Source organism: Bradyrhizobium sp. 155, from assembly GCF_023101105.1.
In the GTDB taxonomy this organism is placed as follows: domain Bacteria; phylum Pseudomonadota; class Alphaproteobacteria; order Rhizobiales; family Xanthobacteraceae; genus Bradyrhizobium; species Bradyrhizobium canariense_D.
Genome location: NZ_CP064704.1, coordinates 6,197,155 through 6,216,867 on the forward strand (window position 1 = coordinate 6,197,155; position 19,713 = coordinate 6,216,867).

24 protein-coding genes and 1 pseudogene are annotated in these 19,713 nt (G+C 64.4%); 11 read left to right on the forward strand and 14 right to left on the reverse strand.

The features are described from left to right. Positions 1-37 precede the first annotated feature (37 nt). On the reverse strand, positions 38-913 hold the full coding sequence (locus IVA93_RS29835; RefSeq protein WP_018455652.1) for an alpha/beta fold hydrolase: 876 nt from the start codon (positions 911-913) through the stop codon (positions 38-40). Between the two features lie 262 nt (positions 914-1,175). On the opposite strand from IVA93_RS29835, the gene IVA93_RS40815 reads away from it, so the two are divergent. The 5 genes from IVA93_RS40815 (at position 1,176) to IVA93_RS29855 (ending at position 2,828) form a co-directional block, all read left to right on the forward strand. Continuing rightward, entirely contained in the window at positions 1,176-1,304 is a 129-nt protein-coding gene (locus tag IVA93_RS40815; RefSeq protein WP_018455653.1) for a hypothetical protein, read from the forward strand. Positions 1,305-1,443: 139 nt separating this feature from the next. After that, positions 1,444-1,653 carry a hypothetical protein gene (locus IVA93_RS29840; RefSeq protein ID WP_018455654.1) on the forward strand — a complete coding sequence of 70 codons (210 nt, stop codon included), beginning with the start codon at positions 1,444-1,446 and terminating at the stop codon, positions 1,651-1,653. 120 nt (positions 1,654-1,773) lie between these two features. Next, positions 1,774-1,953 carry a hypothetical protein gene (locus tag IVA93_RS29845; RefSeq protein WP_018455655.1) on the forward strand — a complete coding sequence of 60 codons (180 nt, stop codon included), beginning with the start codon at positions 1,774-1,776 and terminating at the stop codon, positions 1,951-1,953. A gap of 261 nt (positions 1,954-2,214) precedes the next feature. Further along, entirely contained in the window at positions 2,215-2,427 is a 213-nt protein-coding gene (locus IVA93_RS29850) for a hypothetical protein (protein ID WP_018455656.1), read from the forward strand. A gap of 104 nt (positions 2,428-2,531) precedes the next feature. Then, the gene (locus IVA93_RS29855; protein ID WP_026232997.1) at positions 2,532-2,828 is read left to right on the forward strand and encodes a hypothetical protein; all 297 of its coding nucleotides are present in this window, start codon (positions 2,532-2,534) and stop codon (positions 2,826-2,828) included. 72 nt (positions 2,829-2,900) lie between these two features. Here IVA93_RS29855 and IVA93_RS29860 read toward each other — a convergent pair whose 3' ends face one another. The 5 genes from IVA93_RS29860 to IVA93_RS29880 form a co-directional block, all read right to left on the reverse strand. Then, positions 2,901-3,191 (reverse strand): hypothetical protein, encoded by a 291-nt coding sequence (locus IVA93_RS29860; RefSeq protein ID WP_018455658.1) that lies wholly within the window; start codon positions 3,189-3,191, stop codon positions 2,901-2,903. Between the two features lie 167 nt (positions 3,192-3,358). Continuing rightward, a complete protein-coding gene (locus tag IVA93_RS29865; RefSeq protein ID WP_018455659.1) occupies positions 3,359-3,850 on the reverse strand; it encodes an Hsp20/alpha crystallin family protein in 492 nt (163 codons plus the stop codon). Between the two features lie 365 nt (positions 3,851-4,215). Continuing rightward, complete coding sequence (rpoH, locus tag IVA93_RS29870; RefSeq protein WP_026232998.1) at positions 4,216-5,088, reverse strand: RNA polymerase sigma factor RpoH; 873 nt, start codon at positions 5,086-5,088, stop codon at positions 4,216-4,218. Between the two features lie 25 nt (positions 5,089-5,113). Next, positions 5,114-5,296, reverse strand: a complete 183-nt coding sequence (locus IVA93_RS29875) for a hypothetical protein (protein ID WP_018455661.1) — start codon at positions 5,294-5,296, stop codon at positions 5,114-5,116. A 120-nt stretch (positions 5,297-5,416) separates the two neighbouring features. After that, a complete protein-coding gene (locus tag IVA93_RS29880; RefSeq protein ID WP_247789298.1) occupies positions 5,417-5,968 on the reverse strand; it encodes a TetR/AcrR family transcriptional regulator in 552 nt (183 codons plus the stop codon). A gap of 115 nt (positions 5,969-6,083) precedes the next feature. Here IVA93_RS29880 and IVA93_RS29885 point away from each other — a divergent pair, with 115 nt between their 5' ends. From IVA93_RS29885 to IVA93_RS29895, 3 genes are all read left to right on the forward strand, one after another. Continuing rightward, positions 6,084-6,941, forward strand: coding sequence for an oxidoreductase (locus tag IVA93_RS29885; RefSeq protein WP_018455664.1), 858 nt, complete (start codon positions 6,084-6,086; stop codon positions 6,939-6,941). A gap of 47 nt (positions 6,942-6,988) precedes the next feature. Beyond that, the gene (locus tag IVA93_RS29890; RefSeq protein ID WP_018455665.1) at positions 6,989-7,990 is read left to right on the forward strand and encodes an NADP-dependent oxidoreductase; all 1,002 of its coding nucleotides are present in this window, start codon (positions 6,989-6,991) and stop codon (positions 7,988-7,990) included. A gap of 212 nt (positions 7,991-8,202) precedes the next feature. Next, on the forward strand, positions 8,203-9,036 hold the full coding sequence (locus IVA93_RS29895) for an enoyl-CoA hydratase-related protein (RefSeq protein WP_247363735.1): 834 nt from the start codon (positions 8,203-8,205) through the stop codon (positions 9,034-9,036). Between the two features lie 15 nt (positions 9,037-9,051). Here the strand turns inward: IVA93_RS29895 and IVA93_RS29900 are convergent, their stop codons facing one another. The 6 genes and pseudogenes from IVA93_RS29900 to IVA93_RS29925 all read right to left on the reverse strand — a co-directional run bounded on the left by IVA93_RS29900 (position 9,052) and on the right by IVA93_RS29925 (position 14,054). Next, positions 9,052-9,849, reverse strand: coding sequence for an adenylate/guanylate cyclase domain-containing protein (locus tag IVA93_RS29900; protein WP_026232999.1), 798 nt, complete (start codon positions 9,847-9,849; stop codon positions 9,052-9,054). A gap of 133 nt (positions 9,850-9,982) precedes the next feature. Next, positions 9,983-11,167 (reverse strand): adenylate/guanylate cyclase domain-containing protein, encoded by a 1,185-nt coding sequence (locus IVA93_RS29905; protein WP_018455668.1) that lies wholly within the window; start codon positions 11,165-11,167, stop codon positions 9,983-9,985. Between the two features lie 143 nt (positions 11,168-11,310). Next, complete coding sequence (locus IVA93_RS29910) at positions 11,311-11,892, reverse strand: HutD/Ves family protein (RefSeq protein ID WP_247363737.1); 582 nt, start codon at positions 11,890-11,892, stop codon at positions 11,311-11,313. A 73-nt stretch (positions 11,893-11,965) separates the two neighbouring features. Then, on the reverse strand, positions 11,966-12,814 hold the full coding sequence (locus IVA93_RS29915; RefSeq protein ID WP_247789299.1) for an SDR family NAD(P)-dependent oxidoreductase: 849 nt from the start codon (positions 12,812-12,814) through the stop codon (positions 11,966-11,968). Between the two features lie 9 nt (positions 12,815-12,823). Further along, positions 12,824-13,375, reverse strand: a pseudogene (locus IVA93_RS29920) (carboxymuconolactone decarboxylase family protein). Beyond that, complete coding sequence (locus IVA93_RS29925) at positions 13,353-14,054, reverse strand: TetR/AcrR family transcriptional regulator (protein WP_247789300.1); 702 nt, start codon at positions 14,052-14,054, stop codon at positions 13,353-13,355. Before IVA93_RS29925 ends, IVA93_RS29920 begins: the two are co-directional and overlap by 23 nt. Positions 14,055-14,357: 303 nt before the next feature. Between IVA93_RS29925 and IVA93_RS29930 the strand changes: the two genes are divergently transcribed. From IVA93_RS29930 to IVA93_RS29940, 3 genes are all read left to right on the forward strand, one after another. Beyond that, positions 14,358-15,161: a Bug family tripartite tricarboxylate transporter substrate binding protein gene (locus IVA93_RS29930; protein WP_247371395.1), complete on the forward strand. Its 804-nt coding sequence runs from the start codon at positions 14,358-14,360 to the stop codon at positions 15,159-15,161. 25 nt (positions 15,162-15,186) lie between these two features. Beyond that, a complete protein-coding gene (locus tag IVA93_RS29935) occupies positions 15,187-15,723 on the forward strand; it encodes a VOC family protein (RefSeq protein ID WP_247542354.1) in 537 nt (178 codons plus the stop codon). Between the two features lie 114 nt (positions 15,724-15,837). After that, entirely contained in the window at positions 15,838-16,650 is an 813-nt protein-coding gene (locus IVA93_RS29940) for a class I SAM-dependent methyltransferase (RefSeq protein ID WP_247542356.1), read from the forward strand. A 24-nt stretch (positions 16,651-16,674) separates the two neighbouring features. Here the strand turns inward: IVA93_RS29940 and IVA93_RS29945 are convergent, their stop codons facing one another. Then, positions 16,675-18,231, reverse strand: coding sequence for a L,D-transpeptidase (locus IVA93_RS29945; protein ID WP_026233000.1), 1,557 nt, complete (start codon positions 18,229-18,231; stop codon positions 16,675-16,677). Positions 18,232-18,560: 329 nt separating this feature from the next. Then, a complete protein-coding gene (locus IVA93_RS29950) occupies positions 18,561-19,610 on the reverse strand; it encodes a fatty acid desaturase (RefSeq protein ID WP_018455677.1) in 1,050 nt (349 codons plus the stop codon). Positions 19,611-19,713: the final 103 nt, after the last annotated feature.

Sequence of the window (19,713 nt, forward strand, 5' to 3'; positions counted from 1 at the left end):
GGGACACCAGCGCGGCGAAGGCCGCGCCGTGGGACGATCAGGCATGGACACGCGCAAGGAAGGCGCGGACCGGGGGCAGCGCCTCATCGAAATGCGTCTCGAGCAGCCAGTGTCCGGCGCCGTCGAGCAGGTGCAGATCGACATCAGGCAAGTCGCGGCGATAGGCGCGGGCGGACTCGGCCGGCATGTATCCGTCTTCGGGGCCCCACACCACGAGCGTTGGAGGACGGTGCTCGCGCAGATACGCCTGATAGCGCGCGAACCAGCCGAGATTCTCCTCCAGCTTCTCCATCAGCCCGACGCAGACCTGTCGGCGCACTGGCGTGTCCATGAGTGGCCAATGAAGCTTCCAGAGGTCGGGCGGCACCCGGGCAGCGACGTCGCCCGCCACTTCGCCAACGAACTCCGCACGGAAGCCATCCTCGCTCACGGCCTCCTCGAGCGGCCGGTGCCTCGCCGGCGTCTTGTCGGCCCACCAGGCCTTGATGGTCGCGTATTTCGGGCCCAGCACATCCTCATAGATATCGCCGTTCTGGATGATGAGCGCGGCGATCCGCTCGGGGTGAGCGATCGCGTGCCTTAGCCCAATCTGCGAGCCGTAATCGTGGAGCCACAAGGCGTATCGTCGCAGGCCGAGCGCATCGGCGAAGCGGGCCAGCACGTCTGCATAGGCATCGAAGTCATAGGCGAATTCCGACGGGTCGGGCGTGTCGCTGTAGCCAAAGCCCGGCCAGTCGAACGCGATCGTCCGCCATTGGTCGGCGAGCGCCGGCATCAACCGGCGGAACTGGAAGGAGGAACAGGGATAGCCGTGCGGCAGCAGCAGGACCGGCGCGCCGGCGCGTCCCGCTTCGCGATAGAAGATCGACATCCCGTTCAACGCCAAGCGCCGGTGCGTGAGCCCGCTCGCCATTCAAGGCCTCCATCATCTGACACCACCTAAATGCGTTTAGGCGGTGAACGTTCCGAGGCCGGGGAGCCGTGTGGCGACGAACAATCGGCGCGATCACGCGCCATCGTTGTTCGGGTGGTGCCGAAGCCGACATGAGCGTAGGGCTTATCTGGCACCGTTCGGCTGTTCCGCTGGGCTGCCCCACCAGAAACGCTGCGTGTTCTCGCCGAGAACCCGCCCATACAATGCTCAATCAACCGCTCTTTCGCGGCAGGAGCCGTCCATGACCAATGAAAAAGGCCCGAACATCAAGAAGAAGCAGAAATGCAAGAACTGCGAAGGCAAAGGCCTGCTCAAGAAGGGCGACAAGGTGGTGAAGTGCCAGCGCTGCAAAGGCACGGGCGTGCGGTGATGATGAGGTGATGGCCTCCAATGCGGACGGCGTACTTTCCCCGGTTGCGCAGGCTCGCGACTGACGTGCACCGCATCTGACATCACGATTGGCACTTCCTGCGGCAAGACGCGTTGCGGTCTTTTCGAGGGAGGTGCAGATGACCAAGACCGACACGGAGGGCGTAAAGACCGGGACACCGCCGACGGGTTCGGCGGCGCTCAACCCCGGGGATGAAGCCGCACCGGGGACGATGGGCACCGGCGAAGATGTGTGTCCGGATTGCCATGGCAAGGGGCGGATCGACGGCGCGCCCTGCGCGACGTGCGGCGGCAGCGGGACCGTGATCCGGGCCGTCGGCGGGGCCTGAGCAAAGCGCGGGCCGCGCGGCGCTTGAGCCCGGCTGTGGCTTTCGATCGCGGCTTCATTGTTCCAGCAACGAACGGCCCTCGCCCGTGTTTTCCGGATGCGAGACACAATGAGGCGCGCCATGACCAAGGATGCCGGACTGAAGCCCGACGATTTTCCCATCGAAGCCGACAAGGACAAGCTCAGGACCCACAAGGGCGAGCCGGTGGCCTCGGCCGAGTCGGAGAAGATCGCGGATCAGATCGCCGAACGGCTGAACGAGCATGCTCACCAGGAAGAGCAGGATCGTTGGTCGGCCTAGGCAATTCGCCTTGCCGACACCCATCCGGAAAGAGCAACGGATAGTTTGTAGGACCGAGCTCGCAGGAACGACGTCGTTGGAACGACCTGGGGCCGTTGCGTATTGGGCCGCGCCGGGTCCTTGCGATTCCGGCAATGGCGGCCTCGGCTCGAAGCCCCGCCCCCGGGCCACAGGCCGGGGCCGCCTGACGGGGGATCGGCCCGGCATCTCAGGCCGTCTTGGAGGACTGCGCGAGAGACCATGGAGGCGCCCACACCAGGGATGCAAAACCCGCTTCGACAGGCGCGGCTCTACGGCTACCTGATCGAACGCGAGGGCGCGCTGTTTCATCCCGGCGGCAGCCACCCGCTGTGCAGCGCAGGCATGACGCGACGCATGATCGAGGCGGGCTGGCTGGTGAAAGCCGGCGATCGCTACGAGTTGACGCCGCAGGCGCAGGAACGGATCGCCCCGCGTGCGATGAGCTCGGGATGACTCATCGTCGCTGTCGCGGGATTTCCGCTCCCGCCCAGGAACAGGTGCGTGCCGAGATCTTTGCCTCGGCACGGCATGTGACGACGTCAAGCACAGGAGCGGACATGAAAAAGCTGGTTCTCGCAGGGCTCGTTGCGGCTCTCGCATTCCCCTCTTCCGCATTCGCGCAAGGCGGCGCGGGTGCGTCCAGGACCGGGTCGAGCATCGACTCCTCAGGCACCGGCGGCACGACGGGAGCGGGAGCCTCCGGCCTCAACACGTCATCGGACAACAATGGCGGCGGCGCGAACGCACCGGCCAAGTCCTCCACGACCCGGCCAGGCGACAACGACACCAGGCAAACCCAGGGCGGTCAGCAGGCCATGCCGGGCTCAGGCTCGACGGGAGCGAACCGCAAATAGACGCGGCGCGACGCGCATCCAGTGGATGACCCTCACGCAAAAGGCCCGGATGATGGTCCGGGCCTTGTCTCGTCACCACCAGGGATCCCAATAGGGCGGTGGAGCGTAGGCGTAAGGCACATAATAGGCCCGCCGCACGACGCGCGGTCCATAATAGCCGTAGGGCGGGCCATAGAAGCGCGGGCCATAATAGGCATCGGCCGCCAGCCCCGCCGCAAGCGCACCGGCAACAAGACCGAAGCCGATGCCGGGACCGCCCCAATGGCCGTGCCAGCCGCCGCGCCAGCCATGGGCTTCCGCCGGCGAGGCCGCCGCCACGAACAGGGCCGAGATCATCGTCAGGACTAAAGCAAGTTTCTTCATGTGCGACTCCCAGAACTTGGAAACCGACCGCAAAACGCCAGACCGGAATTGAAGTTTCCGAGCGTTCCGGAAAATTTTGCAGCGAGCCGACGGACGCAAATGCGGCCGCCGGCCGGACGCGGGCGGGAGCGGCGGCTCCCGCCCACGGCCATGCTTACACATGGTGCTTACTTGCCTTTGATCGCGATGCGCCTCACCTTCTGTTGTGCCGCCGGTGACTTCGGCAGGGTGACGGTGAGAACGCCGTTGTTGAAGGAAGCCGCGACATTGTCCTGGTCGACGTCATCGACCGGAATGCGCCGCTCGAAACGGCCATAGTAACGCTCGCTGAAGAGACGCTCCTTGTCTTCCGTTTCGCTCTTCTTCTCGCCGCTGATCGTCAGCACGCCGTTTGCAAGCTCGACGTTGACGTCCTTCTGTTCGAGACCGGGAAGCTCGGCGACGACCTTGACTTCCTTGTCGCTCTCGTCGAGTTCGACGTTCGGCCAGCCCATTGCGGTCGAGGAGCCGAACGGACTGAGATCAAAGCTGCGGAAGGCGTCGTCGAACAGCCGGTTCATCTCACGATGAAGCGCAAGCAGCGGGTTGCCGGCTTCGCCGCGTTGAACGGCCATGTTGCGTGAGCCGTTGTTCCACGGAATGAGATCGCGTAGTGCCATTGTCGTTTCTCCTTATCTCCTGTCTTGATTGTCGATTGGCGCAGCTCGGCGCGCGGCGAGGGCCACGCACGCGCTGCAAAGCCCGGACGATCAACTCGTCAGGCCGCCTGCTTGTGCTCGATTTCGGGTCGGCATTGCCGGCAGCATCGATCGCGATGCGACGCGGCGGAACGGCGGTCGAAACCGATGGTCGAACGCCAGAGGGGAGACATATCGTCGGTTCTCATAACCACATCCTCCTGTGAGCAACATGGATTAAGAGCATCACCGGGGCGAGCCCCGATGGCCTTGCCGGACCCTGCTTTGGCGTCCGGCACCGCACTCGCATGCGGCTGCCAAAAGAATTAGGAGGCGCCGATTTGGTTTCAAGAGCCGGCTGCCAGGCGTCCGGCGATAGCAGCCCGAACCTTTTCGAACGCGCGCATTTCGATCTGCCGCACCCGCTCGCGTGAAACGCCATACCGTGCCGCGAGCTGCTCAAGTCTCAGCGGCGGCTCGGAGAGCCAGCGCGCCTCGAGAATGTCGCGCTCGCGCGGCTTGAGGACGTCCATGGCGCCGGCGAGGGCTTCACGCCTCCGTCTGGTTTCTTCCCGCTCGGCGTATTCGGCTTCAGGACTGGACGCGGGGTCGACGAGCCAGTCCTGGACTTCCCTGCCGTCGGCGTCGCGCACCAAGGCATTGAGCGACAGGTCGCCGCCGAGGCGCCGGTTCATCTCGATGACGTCGTTCTCCTGCACGCCGAGCCGCCGCGCGATCCGGCTGGCGTGCTCGGGACGGAGATCACCATCCTCCAGGGCGGAAATTTCCGCCTTGGTCCGGCGAAGCTTGAAGAACAGCTTCTTCTGCGCCCCGCTGTTGGCAATCTTGACCAGCGACCAGGACCGCAGGATGTATTCCTGGATCGACGCCTTGATCCACCACATCGCGTAGGTCGCGAGCCGAAAGCCCCGCTCCGGCTCAAAACGCTTGACGGCGTGCATCAGGCCGACGTTTCCTTCGGAAATGATGTCCGCAACCGGCAGGCCGTAGCCGCGATATCCCATCGCAATCCTGGCAACGAGCCGCAGATGGCTTGTGACGAGATGATAGGCTGCCTCGCGGTCGCCGTGCTCGCGCCATCGCTTGGCGTAGGCGATTTCCTGATCGGGCCGCAGCATCGGAAACTTGCGAATTTCCGCCAGGTAATGTGTCAATCCGCCCTCAGACGACAGCATCGGAACAGTTGCAGTGCTTCCCATTGCCCACCTCTTCGAGTTGGTCTGCTTACGCTCCAAAATCGACATGACAAAAAATGGTTTCGGCCGACGATGTAACGACCGGTGGGGCCGGCGCGTGAGTTTGCGGCGGCTCTGGCCGGGTCACGAGATAGAGCTCGCCCGCCACCAACAGGAGGGCAGCGACGGCCAGGGCCAACATGCCGAGCACCAGATCGCTGTAGTCATCCATGCGCGTTCGAAAGTATGTCGATGTCGAAGATCGGCAGCCATCGCTTTTGGCTGTCCGCGACGTCGAACGTCGTCACCGGAATTTTGTTCCGGACTTTCGGCGCCCCGCCGGGACGCGGCCTCACCCCGCCAGCGAATTCCTCGTCGCGCGAAGAATATCGTCCGACAGCTTGGGATCGTCCACGGCGCGGGCAAGCACGAGGGCTCCCACCATGGAGGCGGCGGCGGCGAGCGCCTTGTCCTCGCGCTGGCGTGGCTTCAGCGTGGAGGCCATCCGGCTGCTCAGCAAACCGATCACGCCGCGCACGCCGGCGGTGAAGCGCTGCCTCAGGCCGCCGCTTTGACGTGACACCTCACAGGCGAGCGCAGCGAAGGGGCAGCCGGCGGCGGGATCGTCGCGATGCCCCGGCGAGAGATAGTGCGAAACATAGTCCTCGAGCTCGAAGGCCTCGGGGAATTCCTGACCCTTGGTGTCGATCGCATGGGCCACGGCTTCCTCGACCAGCCGCTCCTTGGAGCCGAACTGGCTGTAGAGGCTGCCGTGCGTCATCCCGGCCGCCTCGGCGAGTGCGTCGACACCGACGCCGGCGATGCCGCGCTCCCGCAGCAGGCGCGAGGCAGTCTCGAGAATATGCTCGCGATTTTTGGCGGCCTGTTCCTTTGAGACGCGCATGCGACCGATCCTTAGAGGCGGGGCTTGACTTTTATAATTACGATCGTCATGTATATCAATAGTTACGATCGTAATCAAACGATTTCAGGCCCGGAAGTGGCGTCGGAGAGGCATTATGAACAGGATTACACCGAAGATCGCGCTGGTGACCGGCGCCTCCTCAGGCATCGGCCAGGCGACGGCGGAGCGACTCGCGAACGCCGGCTACAAGGTGTTCGGCACCAGCAGGCGGGGCGCGCAGGCGGGCAAGCAGGCGTTCGAGATGCTGGCTCTCGACGTCACCAGCGATGCATCGGTGGAAGCCGCCGTCGGCGAAGTGATCCGGCGCGAGGGCCGCATCGACCTGCTCGTCAACAACGCCGGCTTCGGCGTTGCCCCTGCCGGCGCGGAAGAGAGCTCGATGGAGCAGGCGCGCGCGATTTTCGAGACGAACTTCTTCGGCCTGATCCGGATGACGCGCGCCGTCGTGCCGCACATGCGGCGCCTTGGAAGCGGCCGCATCATCAACATCGGCTCAGTGCTCGGCTTTCTGCCGATGCCTTACGGCGCGCTCTATGCCGCGACCAAGCACGCCGTGGCAGGCTATTCGGAATCGCTCGACCATGAACTGCGCACGCGGGGCATCCGGGTCTCCGTAGTCGAGCCCGCCTACACCAAGACGCCGTTCGACGCGAACTTCATGGAGCCCGACGCCACGCTCGACGAATATCGCGAGGCGCGCGCCGGCGTGACCAAGCGGGTGAACGAGGTGATGGCGACGGCCGAACAGCCCGGCGTCGTGGGCGATGCCGTGCTGAAGGCCGCGAGCGCGGTGCGCCCGCAACTCAAATACGCGGCCGGCAGCCTTGCGAAGCGCCTGCGATTTCTGCGCCGGTTCGCGCCCGCAGCCCTGGTGGATGCCGGAATCCGAAAGGATTTGCGGCTGGATGCGACGGCGGCGCTGCAGCCCGCCCGCACCGCGCGGGCTTTCTGAGGGCCGCAATCTTGCCAGTGCGAAGAACCTTCGGACCGAGAGAAAAAATGAGAGCCCTCGTGTTCAAGCGCTACGGCAAGCCGGACCAGATCGCGTTGGCCGATATCCCGCGGCCGACGCCGAAGCCGAACGAAATCCTGGTCCAGGTTCATGCCGCGGGGTTGAACCCGATCGACAACATGATTCCGAAGGGAACGTTCAAGCCGATCCTGAAGTTTGAACTGCCGGCCACGCTGGGCAGCGACCTGGCGGGCGTCGTCGTCGAGGTCGGAAGCCGCGTGACCCGCTTCAAGCCGGGCGACGCCGTCTTCGCCAGCATCTTTGATCTCGGCACAGGCGCTCTCGCCGAATTCGCGACCGTGCCGGAGGATGCCGCCGCGCTCAAGCCGCCGAACCTGGACTTCGTGCACGCGGCCTCGATCCCGATGGTCGGCCTGACATCGTGGCAAGCTCTTAGGGAGCGCATACGTCTCAAACCCGGCCAGAAAGTCTTCATCCCCGCCGGCGCCGGCGGGATCGGCACGTTCGCGATCCAGCTCGCGAAATATTTCGGCGCCAAAGTGGGGACGACGACCAGCACTGGAAATATCGATCTGGTGCGCAGCCTCGGGGCTGACGAGGTGATCGACTACAAGACCCAGCAATTCGAGGAAGTGCTGCGGGACTACGACGCGGTGCTGGGCACGCTCAGGGGCGATGCGGTCGAGACATCGCTTCGGATCCTGAAGCGGGGGAGCAGGATTGCCTCGCTGGTCGGGCCGCCGGACGCCGCGTTCGCGCGCGACCGCGGGATGAACGTCGTCATGGTGTTCCTGTTCGGATGGCTGAGCCGCAAGATCATTCGCCGCGCCGGCAAGATCGGCGCGGAGTATTCGTTCGTGTTCGTGCACCCGGACGGCAGGCAACTCGCCGAGATCGGCGAGCTTCTCAAGGCGGAGCGTATCCGGCCGGTGATCGACAAGGTCTTTCCGTTCGAACAGGCGAAAGACGCGCTGGCCTATCTCGAAAAGGGACGAGCCAGGGGGAAAATCGTCGTCCAGATGAGATGAGGGCGTGGATCCGCCCCGCGCGCAATCGCCTCAGTCCCCACCCCGCCACCGCTCCGGCACGCTCTTGAGCCCACACCCTCGTTCATCGTCGTTTCGAAAACGCAGATGCGTTTTCCGATACGCACGATCGCCCATGTCGGGCCTGATGCAATCTTCTGCATGATACCACATCATCGCTGCAGCGCTCTCATCAGCACGGGAAGACAGAATCCATGATGTCACAATCTGACGAGTCCGCGCCGATGGCGGACATTCCGTACGGTGAGCGGACGAAGATCACCATCGAGCGCAAAGGCCACATCGTGCTGATCGGCATCAACCGGCCTGGCATCGACAATCGGCTGGACCCGGAGGCGACAGAGAGCCTGGCGAGAGCCTACTACCAGTACGATCGAGATCCCTCGCTGCGTGCAGCGGTTCTGTTCGGCTACGGCGAACGCTTCTCCAGAGGTGTCGATGTCGACGCCTACAAGGCATTTGCTCAATCGGGAAAGACGATGATGGAGGGACCCGGCTTCATCGACCCTCTCGGGCGGACCAAACCGGCGCTCACCAAGCCGCTGATTGTCGCGGTGCATGGCGATACCTGGAATATGGCGCACGAAATCTTCCTCGTTGCGGACATCCGCATAGCATCGGAAGACACGGATTTCGGCCAGGACGAGAACACGCACGGCCGCTTTCCCGGCGGCGGCTCAACCGTTCGCTTCCCACGAGAAGCCGGTTGGGGAAATGCCATGCGGTTCATTCTGACGGGCGATCATTGGGATGCGAACGAAGCGCTCCGGATGGGAACGGTTCAGGAGGTGGCAACAAACCGCGACGCCGCTCGCGCGAAGGCCGTCGAGATCGCCGAGAAGATCGCCGCATGCGCTCCCCTCGGCATCAAGACCTCGATTGCGTCCTCGCACCTTGCGCTCGAAGACCCCGAGGCCGCGCTTGCCAAACTTGGCGACCAATATCGTGCGCTGCTCACGACCAGGGACTTCCAGGAAGGGCGGGATGCCGAGGCACAGAAGCGTCCACCCGTTTACGAAGGACGGTGAGAGCTTCACCCACTCTCACCCCTCCACTCTATAGAGTCTCCATTTTTCCGGCACGCCCCTGAGCCGGTGAATGCCGTGATCTTTCAGCTTGATCGCCGACTGCGACGCCATCAGCTCCTTCACCGCGCTCGACACCAGCACCTCGCCGGCGCGCGCCTTTGCGGCGACGCGGGTGCCGATGTGGAAGGCGAGGCCGACCGCCTCAGTGCCGCTCACGGTGTATTCGCCGGCATGCAGGCCGACCCTGAGCTCGAGGCCGAGCGTACGCACGGCCTTCTGGATCGCGGTCGCGCAATTGATTCCGGCGGCCGGCGTCTTGAACGTCGCCAGCACGCCGTCGCCCGTCGTCGTGACTTCCTTGCCGCGCGAGCTCTTCAGCTCCTTGCGGACCGCCGCGTAATAATGGCCCATGATCTTGGTCCAGCGGACATCGCCGAGCTTTGCGGCTTTTGCGGTGGAGCCGACGATATCGACGATCAGGATCGTGGCAAGCGCCCGCTTGAGCTCGGTGTTGCCTGCGGCCGGTCGGCGCCGGAGCACGATCGCGCCGGTCAGCGGTTCATAGCGATGATTGCGGCGCCGCGCGATCGCGGCCTTGGCGTAATCCTGGGCACGCTGCGCGCTGCCGCAGCGAATTGTCTTCTGCTGCGGCAGACGCGTCCAGTAGACCTTTCGTCCGTCACCCGCGCCCTGGACTTCCACGGCGCCCCATTTCAGGAGGATCGCCGTGCCAACGCGCCGGACACACCACGCCTTCGACGTGTAACCCGATACGTTCGACTGATGGATTCCGATGCGGAGGAATTTTGGCATGAACGTGCGGCCGATCGATGACACGCTTGGACGAAACGCTTGGGCGGCGTCGCACCGAGCGTAGTCACACAATCCAGCGTTGGCAACAGGACTCGATGATCGCCCGCTGCTTAGCCGGGGGCCTCCGTCATCTTCAAAACGCAAAAAGCTCGATCGGATCGCTGAAGCCGCGCACCTCATATTTTCCGACCTGCTCCAGCTCGAACTCTCGCTCGACCAGCTCGGCAAAGTCGCGTGACAGCAACACTTTCTTTCCCAATTGCTTGGTCAAGGCCTCGAGGCGTGAGGCCATGTTGACGGCGGGACCGATCACGGTGAAGTCAAGCCGGGTGGACGATCCGATATTGCCGTACATGACGTCGCCGACATGGACGCCGATGCCGTAGTTCAGCGGCGCTCGGCCGGTGCCGTCGTTGCGCGCGTTCAACGCGATCATGGCCTGCCTGGCTTCGGTCACGGCATGCAGCAGGTTTGCGCAGGCCTTGGGCTCGCTCAGCGGAAAGATGGCGAGCAGGCCGTCACCGATGAATTTCAGGATCTCGCCGCCATGCCGCGCGATCGGCTCCGACATCGCGTCGAAATAATCGTTGAGCAGATCGATGACGTCGTCGCGCGGCCAATTGTCGGAAATCTTGGTGAAGTCGCGCAGATCGCAGATCATGATCGCGGCGCGCACCGTCGTACCGGTACCGCGCCGCGTGGCGCCGGCCAGGATGAGCTCGCCGGCATGGGAGCCGACATAGGTCTCGAGCAGCGTTCGCGCCAATCGATTCTTAACGCGGATCTCGCTGACCAGCGCCAGCACAGGCAACAAGTTCTTGAGGGCAGCGACATGGGTGTCGTCGAAGCCGCCGGGCCGGTTGGTCGCGAAGGTGACGAGATGGCGCTTGCCGAGCGTATGATAGAGCGGCCAAGCCACATAGTCGGTGAGGCCCTGCGCGCGCATCTCGCGGTAGAGCGCGTGCTTGCGGCCGAGCGCTGGGTCCTGCTCGAGATTTTCGCGCAACTCGGTCGCGCCGTCGAACATTTCGTTGGCGGGACTGCCGATATATTCAGACCGCTCGCGGACGTCATGGTCGACCCGTGCAATCTCTGCCTCGCGCATGCCGTCGGCCCACATGAAGCGGGCGCCCAGCCATTGCGGGTGCTGGATCAGCACGTGAAGGGTTGAGCGCGCCAGCGGAATGCCGGCCTGCTGAAGCCGGATGCACATCTCGGCAAAGATATTGTCGATAAAGCGCTGGTCGCGCGTGCCGTTGATCAACCAGTCGACGACGCCGTCGGACAGCGTGGCGGATTTGTTCTCTGGCGCGGTCATATCTGCCCGTTCATATCGTGGCCACCCATATCGCGCTTGGGGCGGCGGCCTGCATCAAGGCAGATATCGTGCTCCGGCGCGACGGCGTCAACCTAGCCAGTTGCATGGATTGTACGCATCGCTCTGATCGGCGGGAACGCCGTTCAGCCGACGACCTGGATAGAGCCCAGCACGGCCAGCCCCGAGACGAGCGCAAGCGTCGATGCCCCCGTCAGCTCGACTTTCAAGGTGTTTTCGTGCGAAATCGAAAAATCCGTGCCTTCGAGACGGATAGTGCAGTCGCCGCGCGCCGCATAAATTAGATGCGTGCCGGCGGAAAATCGCCGCTCACCGGGCTCCTTAAGCGCTTCGAGCTCAAGCGCGACCGCACCGCGCCGGCCCATCAAATTCACCACCTCGACTCGCCCTTCCTCGAGCCGGGTCACGATCTCGAGCTCGCCGGTGAAGCGCACCGTCGTAAACGGCTCGCGCTCGTCGAATTCCTCGGTGGGCGACTTCAGCACCAGCCCGCGTCCGCCGACCACCATCTGCAGGCGGTCGATGCCGGGCATATGGGAGAATGGCCCCGGCGCCACAATCGGCGTGGTCGCGAAGCGCCAGAGCAGGCTGTCCCAATCCTTCACGGATTCAGCGCGATGGGCATCCGCAATATCGGTGAAGATGCCGCCGCCGTTCTTCCAGGGCGAGCGGGCGTAGTCTTCGGATTTCAGCAGTGTGGTTTTCATGCCTTTGAGGCTTATCAGATGAGCAGGCCCTGCGAAACTGTCGCGTCGAGCCGCAGCCTGTTACGGATCGACGTCACATCCCGCTCAGGCCGCTATCGACCGCGAGCGTTTGCGCGGTGACGTAGACGCTCTCGTCCGAGAGGAAGAACAGCACGGCATGGGCGATTTCCCAGGCGGTGGCCTGGCGGCCGAACGGGACGTGACCCTTGCCGCGCGAGGGGCGGCCGGCGCCGGCCTCGCGACCGTTCGGCGTGTCGACGAGACCGGGATAGACGAGGTTGGCGCGGATGCCGCGGCGCGATCCGAGATGGGCGATGTTGCGCATGAGGCCGCCGAGCGCGGCTTTCGAGGAATCATACACCGCCATCTGCGAGCCGGCCTTCAGAGCGGCGATGGAGGAGATGAAGACGATCGATCCGCCGTTGCCGAATTTCGGCAGGCCCGCGCGGCAGCACAGCATCGGACCGCGAACGTTGACGTCGTAGATCGCATTCCACTCCTCGGGGCTGACGGCGTCGAGGCCGACCTTGCCGAAGGTGCCGATGTTGAGGACCATGCCGTCGAGCCCGCCCATGGCGCGATGTGCTTCCTCGATCATGCGCTGGACGTCGGATTCAGAGGTGACATCGGCCGTGATGGCAAAGCCCTCGCCGCCTTCGTCGGTGATGTGCTTGACGGTCTGCTGCGCGGAGGTGTGGTTGAGATCGGCGACCGCGACCTTCGCGCCCTCGCGCGCGCAAAGAATGCTCATGGCGCGGCCGTTGCCGATCGGATCGGTGGCGGCGTCGAACACACGCTGGCCACCGCCGACGATCAGGATGCGACGCCCCTCAAGGCGTCCCCTGCCCGGCGCTTCGCCCAGCGATTCCGCACTCGGCGCGCGAACATAGCGCTCCAGCCTGGTCTCGGAATTCTCACGCATGCGCGCCGCCTATCTCTTGCCGCTGTCGTAGACCTTCATGCCGGCTGCCGGGTCGAGATCGGTCTCGGTCGCCTCGGTGACACGCGCCATCATCATGTAGAAGCCGAGCGCGACAATGGATTCGACGATCTCCTGGTCGCTGAAATGCGCGCGCATGGCGGCGAAGATCTGCTCGGGAACGCGAACGTGCTCGACCACTTCGCGGCCGAATTTCAGCAGCGCGCGCTCGGCCTCGCTCAAACCGGCAGCATCGTAATCGGCGCGCTCGACCGCATCGATCTGTGCTTGCGTGCAGCCGACACCAAGCGCGATCGGCACGTGCTGGCGCCATTCATAGGCACCGCCTTCGAGCTGGGCGGCCTAAAGGATCAGGAGCTCGCGATGGACCGCACTGAGCTTCTGCTTGTGCAGGATCGAATTGCCGAGCCGCATCGCCGGGATCATGTTGGCCTCGGCATGGGCCATCATGCGGAAAATATTCAGCTTGACCGGCATGCGGTCGAACGAGGCGCGGATGTCGCCGCTCGTCGTCTCCGGATCAATCAGGGGCAGCCTTGCCACGAGTCTCTCCCTTGGCTTTTCGTTTCTTATTGTCCTGTGTCCCGCCATCCGCCGCGATCAGCGACAGGAAGAAGGTGAGATAGCTGTCGATCGCCTCGATCACCTTCGGCCGCGGCGACGGTGCCGCGCCCATCACGTAATGCTCGAGACGGATGTAGATCAGCCCGGCCGCGAACAGCCGCGCGGTCTCGCGTGGGTCCGGCGTCGAGACGAGACCGGCGAGCGCAAAGCCGCGGAAATAATCCGTCATCATGCTCTGCTCGCGCGCATAGAAATGATCGGCGAATTTGGCGCGGATGCCGGGCACGCGGTTGCGCTCGGCGGTGATCACTTTCTGGAACTGGTGCTCGCGCGGATCGGACCATTGCTCGACGAGATCCAGTGCAAACTGGCGGCAGAACGCGGCGGGCTGGCGCGCGAGCTGCTTGTAGCGCGGCTCTTCCAGCCGGCTCGCCGAGCTGGCCGGGCCGTGCTCGCTGACGATCGCCTCGAGGATCGCGGCCTTGCCGGCGAAGTGATTGTAGAGGCTGCTCTCGCGAATGCCGACGCGACGCGCGAGCTCGCGCATCGAGGCGCCGCCATAGCCGCTCTGCGCGAACAGATCGAGCGCCTCGGCGAGAATGCGCGCGCGGGTCGTGGGCGCAGCCGCTTCCGCCGCGCTGGTGGTGTGCAGAGCCATGCGGGCTTGACTAACGAACGATCGTTCGCTAGTCAACCGCCGGCACGATCGCTCGTTCGGTCTTGCGCTTCAACTCCGCTCTCAAAAGAAGCGGAGAGCAATCTGGGGAGATCAGGTCATGGCGCGCTTCGTCCATTTTCGTCTGCTGCGCGCCGCAACTTTGTCATTGGTCATAACGTTTTCGGCAATGCTGCCTGCGCGGGCCGAGGATCCGGCCGCCTATCCCACGCACAAGATCAGGATGCTGCTGCCTTATGCGGCCGGTGGCGGCGGCGACGTGATCGGACGACTGCTCGGCGACAGATGGGCAAGACGCTCGGACAGAGCGTCTATATCGAGAACCACACCGGGGCTGCCGGCACGCTCGGCACCCAGATGGTCGCGGCGTCGGCGAATGACGGCTACACCATCACCGTAGGCGGCATGACCACGCATGTGCTGGCGCCGGCGATCTATCCGAAACTGCCTTACGATTCGATCAAGGATTTCACCACGATCGGGCGCATCGGCACGTCCTCGATCATGCTGGTGGCGACCAAGGATTTTGCCGCCAACGACATCAAGGGCCTGATCGCGCTGGCCAGGAAGGGCGAGCCGATCCAGTACGGAAGCTGGGGCGTCGGCTCGACCGGACAGTTCTGCGCGGAAATCCTGATGCAGCAGACCGGAATCAAGATGGACCACGTGCCGTTCAACGGCATCGCCAAACTGGCCGGCGATCTGCTCGGCGGCCACATCTCGCTGGCGAGACTCGACATGGCGACCGCGACGCCGCTGGTGAAGGACGGCTCGATCAAGGCGCTGGCCGCCTGCGGCGAACGCTCGCCGAGCCTGCCGGATGTCGCAAGCTACAAGGAACAAGGCGTGCCGTTCGACCGCAGCCTGTCCTGGGCGATGTATGCGCCTGCGGGGCTTGCCGAACCGATCGCAAGAAAGCTGTCCGCGGCGCTGAAGGACGCGCTCGCCGATGCCGACGTGAAGGAGAAGCTGCTGGGGCTTGGCATCACGCCGCAATTCGTGCCGGGCGACGAGCAGCGTGACATCAACGCCAGCGACATCGCGGCCTGGAAGCAGGTTGCCAAGGACGCGGGCATTGAACTGAAGTGATCAAGCTGACAAGAGGAGCGCGGGCATGAGCCGCATCTTCGGCGCGGTACGCCAGAACGGTTATGTGGTGCGGGACATCCACTCCGCGATGAAGCACTGGATCGAGGTGATGGGCGTCGGTCCCTGGTACTACATGGACCGCGTCAAGACCGACTGGTTTTGCCATCGCGGCGAAAACTCCGCCCTCGAGATGAGCATCGCGCTGGCCAATTCCGGCGACCTCCAGATCGAGCTGATCCAGCAGCGCAACGACGCGCCCTCGCTATATAGGGAATTCCTCGAGTCCGGCCACGAAGGCCTCCAGCACATGTCCTACTGGAGCCACGACTACCAGGCGCTCTACGACAGGGCGCTCGGGCTCGGCTACAGGATCGGCCACGAGGGCCAGATCGGCGGCGACAGAGGACGCTTTGCCTATTTCGACACCCAGGCCCATCCAGGCACCGTGATCGAGATCTCCGACATCAGCGGCACCAAGGGGCCGTTCTTCGAGAAGGTCCGGCAGGCGGCGGCCAACTGGGACGGCACGCGGCCGATCGGCGAGGTCGGCGCAAGCCGATGACGCCGGCGGCCAGCAAGGCGATGCAGGCATCGGCCGGATTCACCGCGCTACTGGCGCGGTAGACGGCAATCCATGGTAACGTGAGCCTCGTCTCCGAACTTCAGCGAGGCAAGCATGTCCAACACCGACAAGGTTTTGGCCGGCTCGATCCCGAAGCTTTACGACGAATATCTGGTGCCGATGATCTTCGCCGTTTACGCCGACGACATCGCAAGACGTGTCGCGGCCCGGTCTCCCTCCGTGCTGCTCGAGATCGCGGCAGGCACCGGCGCCGTGACGCGCGCGGTGGCGGCGGCGCTGCCGCGCGGCGTTCGTTATGTCGCGACCGACCTCAACGAGCCGATGCTGGCTGTCGCGGCGCAGCGTCAGGCAGACGACGATCGCATCTCGTGGCGCCAGGCCGACGCATCGGCCCTGCCCTTCGACGATGCAGCCTTCGACGTGGTCTGCTGCCAGTTCGGCGCCATGTTCTTTCCGGACCGCGTGAAGGCCTACGGGGAAGTGAAGCGCGTCCTCAACGGCAATGGCACGTTCGTGTTCAACGTCTGGGATCGCATCGAGGACAATGTGCTGACGCATGAAGCGACCGTCGCGCTCGAAAAGCTGTTTCCCGACGACCCGCCTCGTTTCATGGCCCGGACGCCGCACGGCTATCACGACAAGGCCGTCATCAGAACCGACCTCGAACGCGCAGGCTTCCGTGACATATCGATCGAAACGCGGGCTGAAATAAGCCGGGCCCCGTCGCCCGAGCACGTCGCGATCGCGCTCTGCCAGGGCACGCCGCTGCGCAGCGAGATCGAGGCACGCGATGCCAGCAAGCTTCAGGCTGCGACCGACATCGTTGCCGAGGCGATCCGAACGCGCCATGGGTCCGGACCGATCGAAGGCAAGATCCAGGCTATCGTCATCGAGGCGCGGCGATAGTGGCGAGCTTCGATCCGCCCGCTCCTACCAGAAGCCCCGCTGCATCGGCTGTGCCGGCTGATAATATTGATACTGGCCGCGCCGGCGCGGATTGACGGGCTGCGGATTCGGATCGCGCTGGAAGAAGAAGCCGAAACCGTTGCCGCCATTGTCCCAGCCGTCATCGCTCGCCATGGCCATCGGAGGCGCGGTCGGCTTGCGCGTGATGAAACCGCCCTGGGGCTGGTTGCTCAGCACTGCGACGAACTCGGTGCGGTAGTTGGTCTCGCTGCTCAGCGGCTCGTCCGAGATGATGATCGAGGAGCGCGGCAACGCGGTCGGCGCGATGCGATCGAGCACCTCCTGTGGGATGGTGATGCGGTCGAGTGCGTTCCTGGCGTTGTCGCTGTCTTCGATCGTGACCACGCTCCAGCGCAGGCCTGTGTCGGTCTTCGCCATCGCGGTGAAGATATGCGTGCCGAGCGGCTGATCCGGATTGCGGATCGCGACGGGAACCTCGATGCTGGTGTCGAACACCTCGCCGCCGCCGTCCGGTGCCGGCTTGTGCGTGTTCCGCCGCACGTAGAGCTTCTGCGTCGCGCGGCTGATGTAGACCGAGACCGGCTCGAGTGCGAGCTTTGCGTCGGTCGCGGCCTTCACGGCATCGGCCTTCCTGGCCGCTGCCGCCTTGGCGGCCTCTTTCGTGGCAGCCACCGCGTCGCGCTTCGGTTGTGCGGCGCTCTTGGCGGCATCGAGCTGCGTCGCCGCGTCGGCGGCCTTGGTGGCGGCCTTCTGCTTCAGCTCCTCGGCCTTGGCGCGGGCCTGATCGGTCTTGGCGGCCGCGAGCTGCCTGTCGGCGAAGGCGAGCTCGGCGTCGGCGCGGGTCTTCTGCTGTTCCAGCTTGCGCAACGAGGCCGGCAGCGATGCCGCCTCTTTCGCGGCCGCCGTCGCGGCCTTCTTGGCCTCGTCGGCCGCCCTTGTGGCCTCCTCGGCCTCGCCGGAGAGCCTGCCAATTTGGCCCGGCGCCGCCGCAATGGCGTCCCGCTTCGGCATGAACAGTGCGGGATGAACGATGTCGATCGGAGCCGCGTCGTTCGGCGAGATGATCACCCGCATCCCGATGTTGGTCTTGTCGAACAGGCCCTCCGCAAAGCCGAACGGCATCCGCACGCAGCCATGCGAAGCGGCGTAGCCGGGCAGCGGCCCGCCATGCAGCGCGATGCCGTTCCAGGTGATGCGCTGCATGTTCGGCATCCAGGCGTCGTCATACATGGTCGAGTGGTGGTCCTTGTCCTTCTCGATGATGGCGAAGACGCCGGCCGGCGTCTCGCGTCCCGTCGTGCCGGTGGACACCGGCGCGCGAAAAATCCAGCCCTCGGCGTCGTAGAAGGTGACCTGCTGGCTCTTGATCGACACGATCGCCATGATCGGTTCGCCAGCCTCGCGCGGTGCCACCGCCTCGGCCGGCTGACGCGCCTGCTTGGCCGCATTGGCCGGAGCCACGGCCGCAAAGGCGAGCATTGCCGCCAGGGTCACAATTCCGGGGGGCCCCCAACGCCGCATCGCCACGGTGGATTGCGCCGTTGTCATCAGGTTTCTCATGCCATCCTCGGTCGAAATGCCAGTCCGCCGGTCATTGATCAGATTGCGATCTTTGAATTAAGAAATCGCCGCCGCCTTACGTTCCGTCTGTGGCGACATTCGGCACGTTCCGGCGATAAATCTCATATACGACGGTTAACGCAGGCGGAAGGGCGCCGCGCGGCCGAAGCTGGCGGTCTATCGCTGCGACAGAATGACCGGGGATCGGTGACACGGCTGCCAGCGCCCGGCGTCGGACGGCGAAGCCACGTTGAACGGCCGCTAGACGCCCATCGCGTTCCGATCGCGCGAATTCACGCCGGTCGGCGGCCGCGCGGGGCGGCGTAAAGCTAAGCCACTGGAGTCAAGGCTGCCTTTTCAAACAAGGCTGCCTTGCCAAACAAGGCTGCCTCTCCAAAGGAGACGAGCCGCTGCCGTTCCTCGTCCCACAAGGTCAGCCGCACGGTCCGCAAACTCTGGAGCAGCGTGATCCGCCCGACACCAGCGAACTGCGGATGGTCGCGCAATACGTCCTGCAAGCGATAGCAGGGAATTCGACTGGACAAATGATGGATGTGGTGGACGCCGATATTTGCCGTGAACCATCGCAAGACACCCGGCAATTGGTAGTGAGAGCTGCCGTGCAGCGCGGCGTCGTGAAAGTTCCAGGTCTCGTCGTGGGCCCAGTGCGTGTGCTCGAACTGGTGCTGGACGTAGAACAGCCACACACCGATCGACGCCGCCAGGACAACGATCGGCAGATGCACAAGCAGCAACGGCCCATAGCCGACCAGCCAGATCATCGTGACGGCGAGAACCGCGAGGGCGATGTTCGTGCCCATCGTGCTCAGCCAGGGTTTCCAGCCGCGACGCATCATCCCGACCGGCAATCGGTGCTTCAAGATGAACAAATACGAGGGACCGGCGCCAAACATCACGAGGGGATGTCGATACAAGCGATACAGCGTCCGGCGCCATCGCGACCGCCCGAGAAATTCGCGCGTGGTCAACGTATCGATGTCGCCCAAGCCCCTGTGGTCGAGATTGCCGGAATTCGCGTGATGGCCCGCATGGTTATGCCGCCAGTAGCCGTATGGCGTCAGTGTCATCACGCCGATGGCACGGCCGACCCAATCGTTGGCAACGCGGCCGCGGAAGAACGAGCCGTGTCCGCAATCGTGTTGGATCATGAAGAGGCGGACCAGCAAACCCGCCGCGGGCACCTCGAGCAGGAGGGCAAACCAATAGCCCTGGTCAAGAGCGACCCAGATCAGAGCCCAGATGACGACGAACGGGATCGCCGTGATCGCCAGTTCGAGGACACCCCGCGTATTGTCAGGCTCGCGATAGCGGGCAAGCAACTGCGCCGATGCGCGGATTTCCGGCGTTCCTTGGGTCATATCTGCTCTGCTCCCGACATGCCGCCCAAGAAGCACAGTTATGGCCACGGACGCAACAAAATCGCCCTCCGCCCTAGACCCGGGCGGCTGTGCGCTTCCGGTC

Excerpts from the sequence above, each read along its gene's own strand:
- IVA93_RS29835 (WP_018455652.1), bottom strand. The coding sequence starts at position 913 with ATGGCGAGCGGGCTCACGCACCGGCGCTTGGCGTTGAACGGGATGTCG.
- IVA93_RS40815 (WP_018455653.1), top strand. The coding sequence starts at position 1,176 with ATGACCAATGAAAAAGGCCCGAACATCAAGAAGAAGCAGAAATGCAAG.
- IVA93_RS29840 (WP_018455654.1), top strand. The coding sequence starts at position 1,444 with ATGACCAAGACCGACACGGAGGGCGTAAAGACCGGGACACCGCCGACG.
- IVA93_RS29845 (WP_018455655.1), top strand. The coding sequence starts at position 1,774 with ATGACCAAGGATGCCGGACTGAAGCCCGACGATTTTCCCATCGAAGCC.
- IVA93_RS29850 (WP_018455656.1), top strand. The coding sequence starts at position 2,215 with ATGCAAAACCCGCTTCGACAGGCGCGGCTCTACGGCTACCTGATCGAA.
- IVA93_RS29855 (WP_026232997.1), top strand. The coding sequence starts at position 2,532 with ATGAAAAAGCTGGTTCTCGCAGGGCTCGTTGCGGCTCTCGCATTCCCC.
- IVA93_RS29860 (WP_018455658.1), bottom strand. The coding sequence starts at position 3,191 with ATGAAGAAACTTGCTTTAGTCCTGACGATGATCTCGGCCCTGTTCGTG.
- IVA93_RS29865 (WP_018455659.1), bottom strand. The coding sequence starts at position 3,850 with ATGGCACTACGCGATCTCATTCCGTGGAACAACGGCTCACGCAACATG.
- rpoH (WP_026232998.1), bottom strand. The coding sequence starts at position 5,088 with ATGGGAAGCACTGCAACTGTTCCGATGCTGTCGTCTGAGGGCGGATTG.
- IVA93_RS29875 (WP_018455661.1), bottom strand. The coding sequence starts at position 5,296 with ATGGATGACTACAGCGATCTGGTGCTCGGCATGTTGGCCCTGGCCGTC.
- IVA93_RS29880 (WP_247789298.1), bottom strand. The coding sequence starts at position 5,968 with ATGCGCGTCTCAAAGGAACAGGCCGCCAAAAATCGCGAGCATATTCTC.
- IVA93_RS29885 (WP_018455664.1), top strand. The coding sequence starts at position 6,084 with ATGAACAGGATTACACCGAAGATCGCGCTGGTGACCGGCGCCTCCTCA.
- IVA93_RS29890 (WP_018455665.1), top strand. The coding sequence starts at position 6,989 with ATGAGAGCCCTCGTGTTCAAGCGCTACGGCAAGCCGGACCAGATCGCG.
- IVA93_RS29895 (WP_247363735.1), top strand. The coding sequence starts at position 8,203 with ATGATGTCACAATCTGACGAGTCCGCGCCGATGGCGGACATTCCGTAC.
- IVA93_RS29900 (WP_026232999.1), bottom strand. The coding sequence starts at position 9,849 with ATGCCAAAATTCCTCCGCATCGGAATCCATCAGTCGAACGTATCGGGT.
- IVA93_RS29905 (WP_018455668.1), bottom strand. The coding sequence starts at position 11,167 with ATGACCGCGCCAGAGAACAAATCCGCCACGCTGTCCGACGGCGTCGTC.
- IVA93_RS29910 (WP_247363737.1), bottom strand. The coding sequence starts at position 11,892 with ATGAAAACCACACTGCTGAAATCCGAAGACTACGCCCGCTCGCCCTGG.
- IVA93_RS29915 (WP_247789299.1), bottom strand. The coding sequence starts at position 12,814 with ATGCGTGAGAATTCCGAGACCAGGCTGGAGCGCTATGTTCGCGCGCCG.
- IVA93_RS29925 (WP_247789300.1), bottom strand. The coding sequence starts at position 14,054 with ATGGCTCTGCACACCACCAGCGCGGCGGAAGCGGCTGCGCCCACGACC.
- IVA93_RS29930 (WP_247371395.1), top strand. The coding sequence starts at position 14,358 with ATGGGCAAGACGCTCGGACAGAGCGTCTATATCGAGAACCACACCGGG.
- IVA93_RS29935 (WP_247542354.1), top strand. The coding sequence starts at position 15,187 with ATGAGCCGCATCTTCGGCGCGGTACGCCAGAACGGTTATGTGGTGCGG.
- IVA93_RS29940 (WP_247542356.1), top strand. The coding sequence starts at position 15,838 with ATGTCCAACACCGACAAGGTTTTGGCCGGCTCGATCCCGAAGCTTTAC.
- IVA93_RS29945 (WP_026233000.1), bottom strand. The coding sequence starts at position 18,231 with ATGAGAAACCTGATGACAACGGCGCAATCCACCGTGGCGATGCGGCGT.
- IVA93_RS29950 (WP_018455677.1), bottom strand. The coding sequence starts at position 19,610 with ATGACCCAAGGAACGCCGGAAATCCGCGCATCGGCGCAGTTGCTTGCC.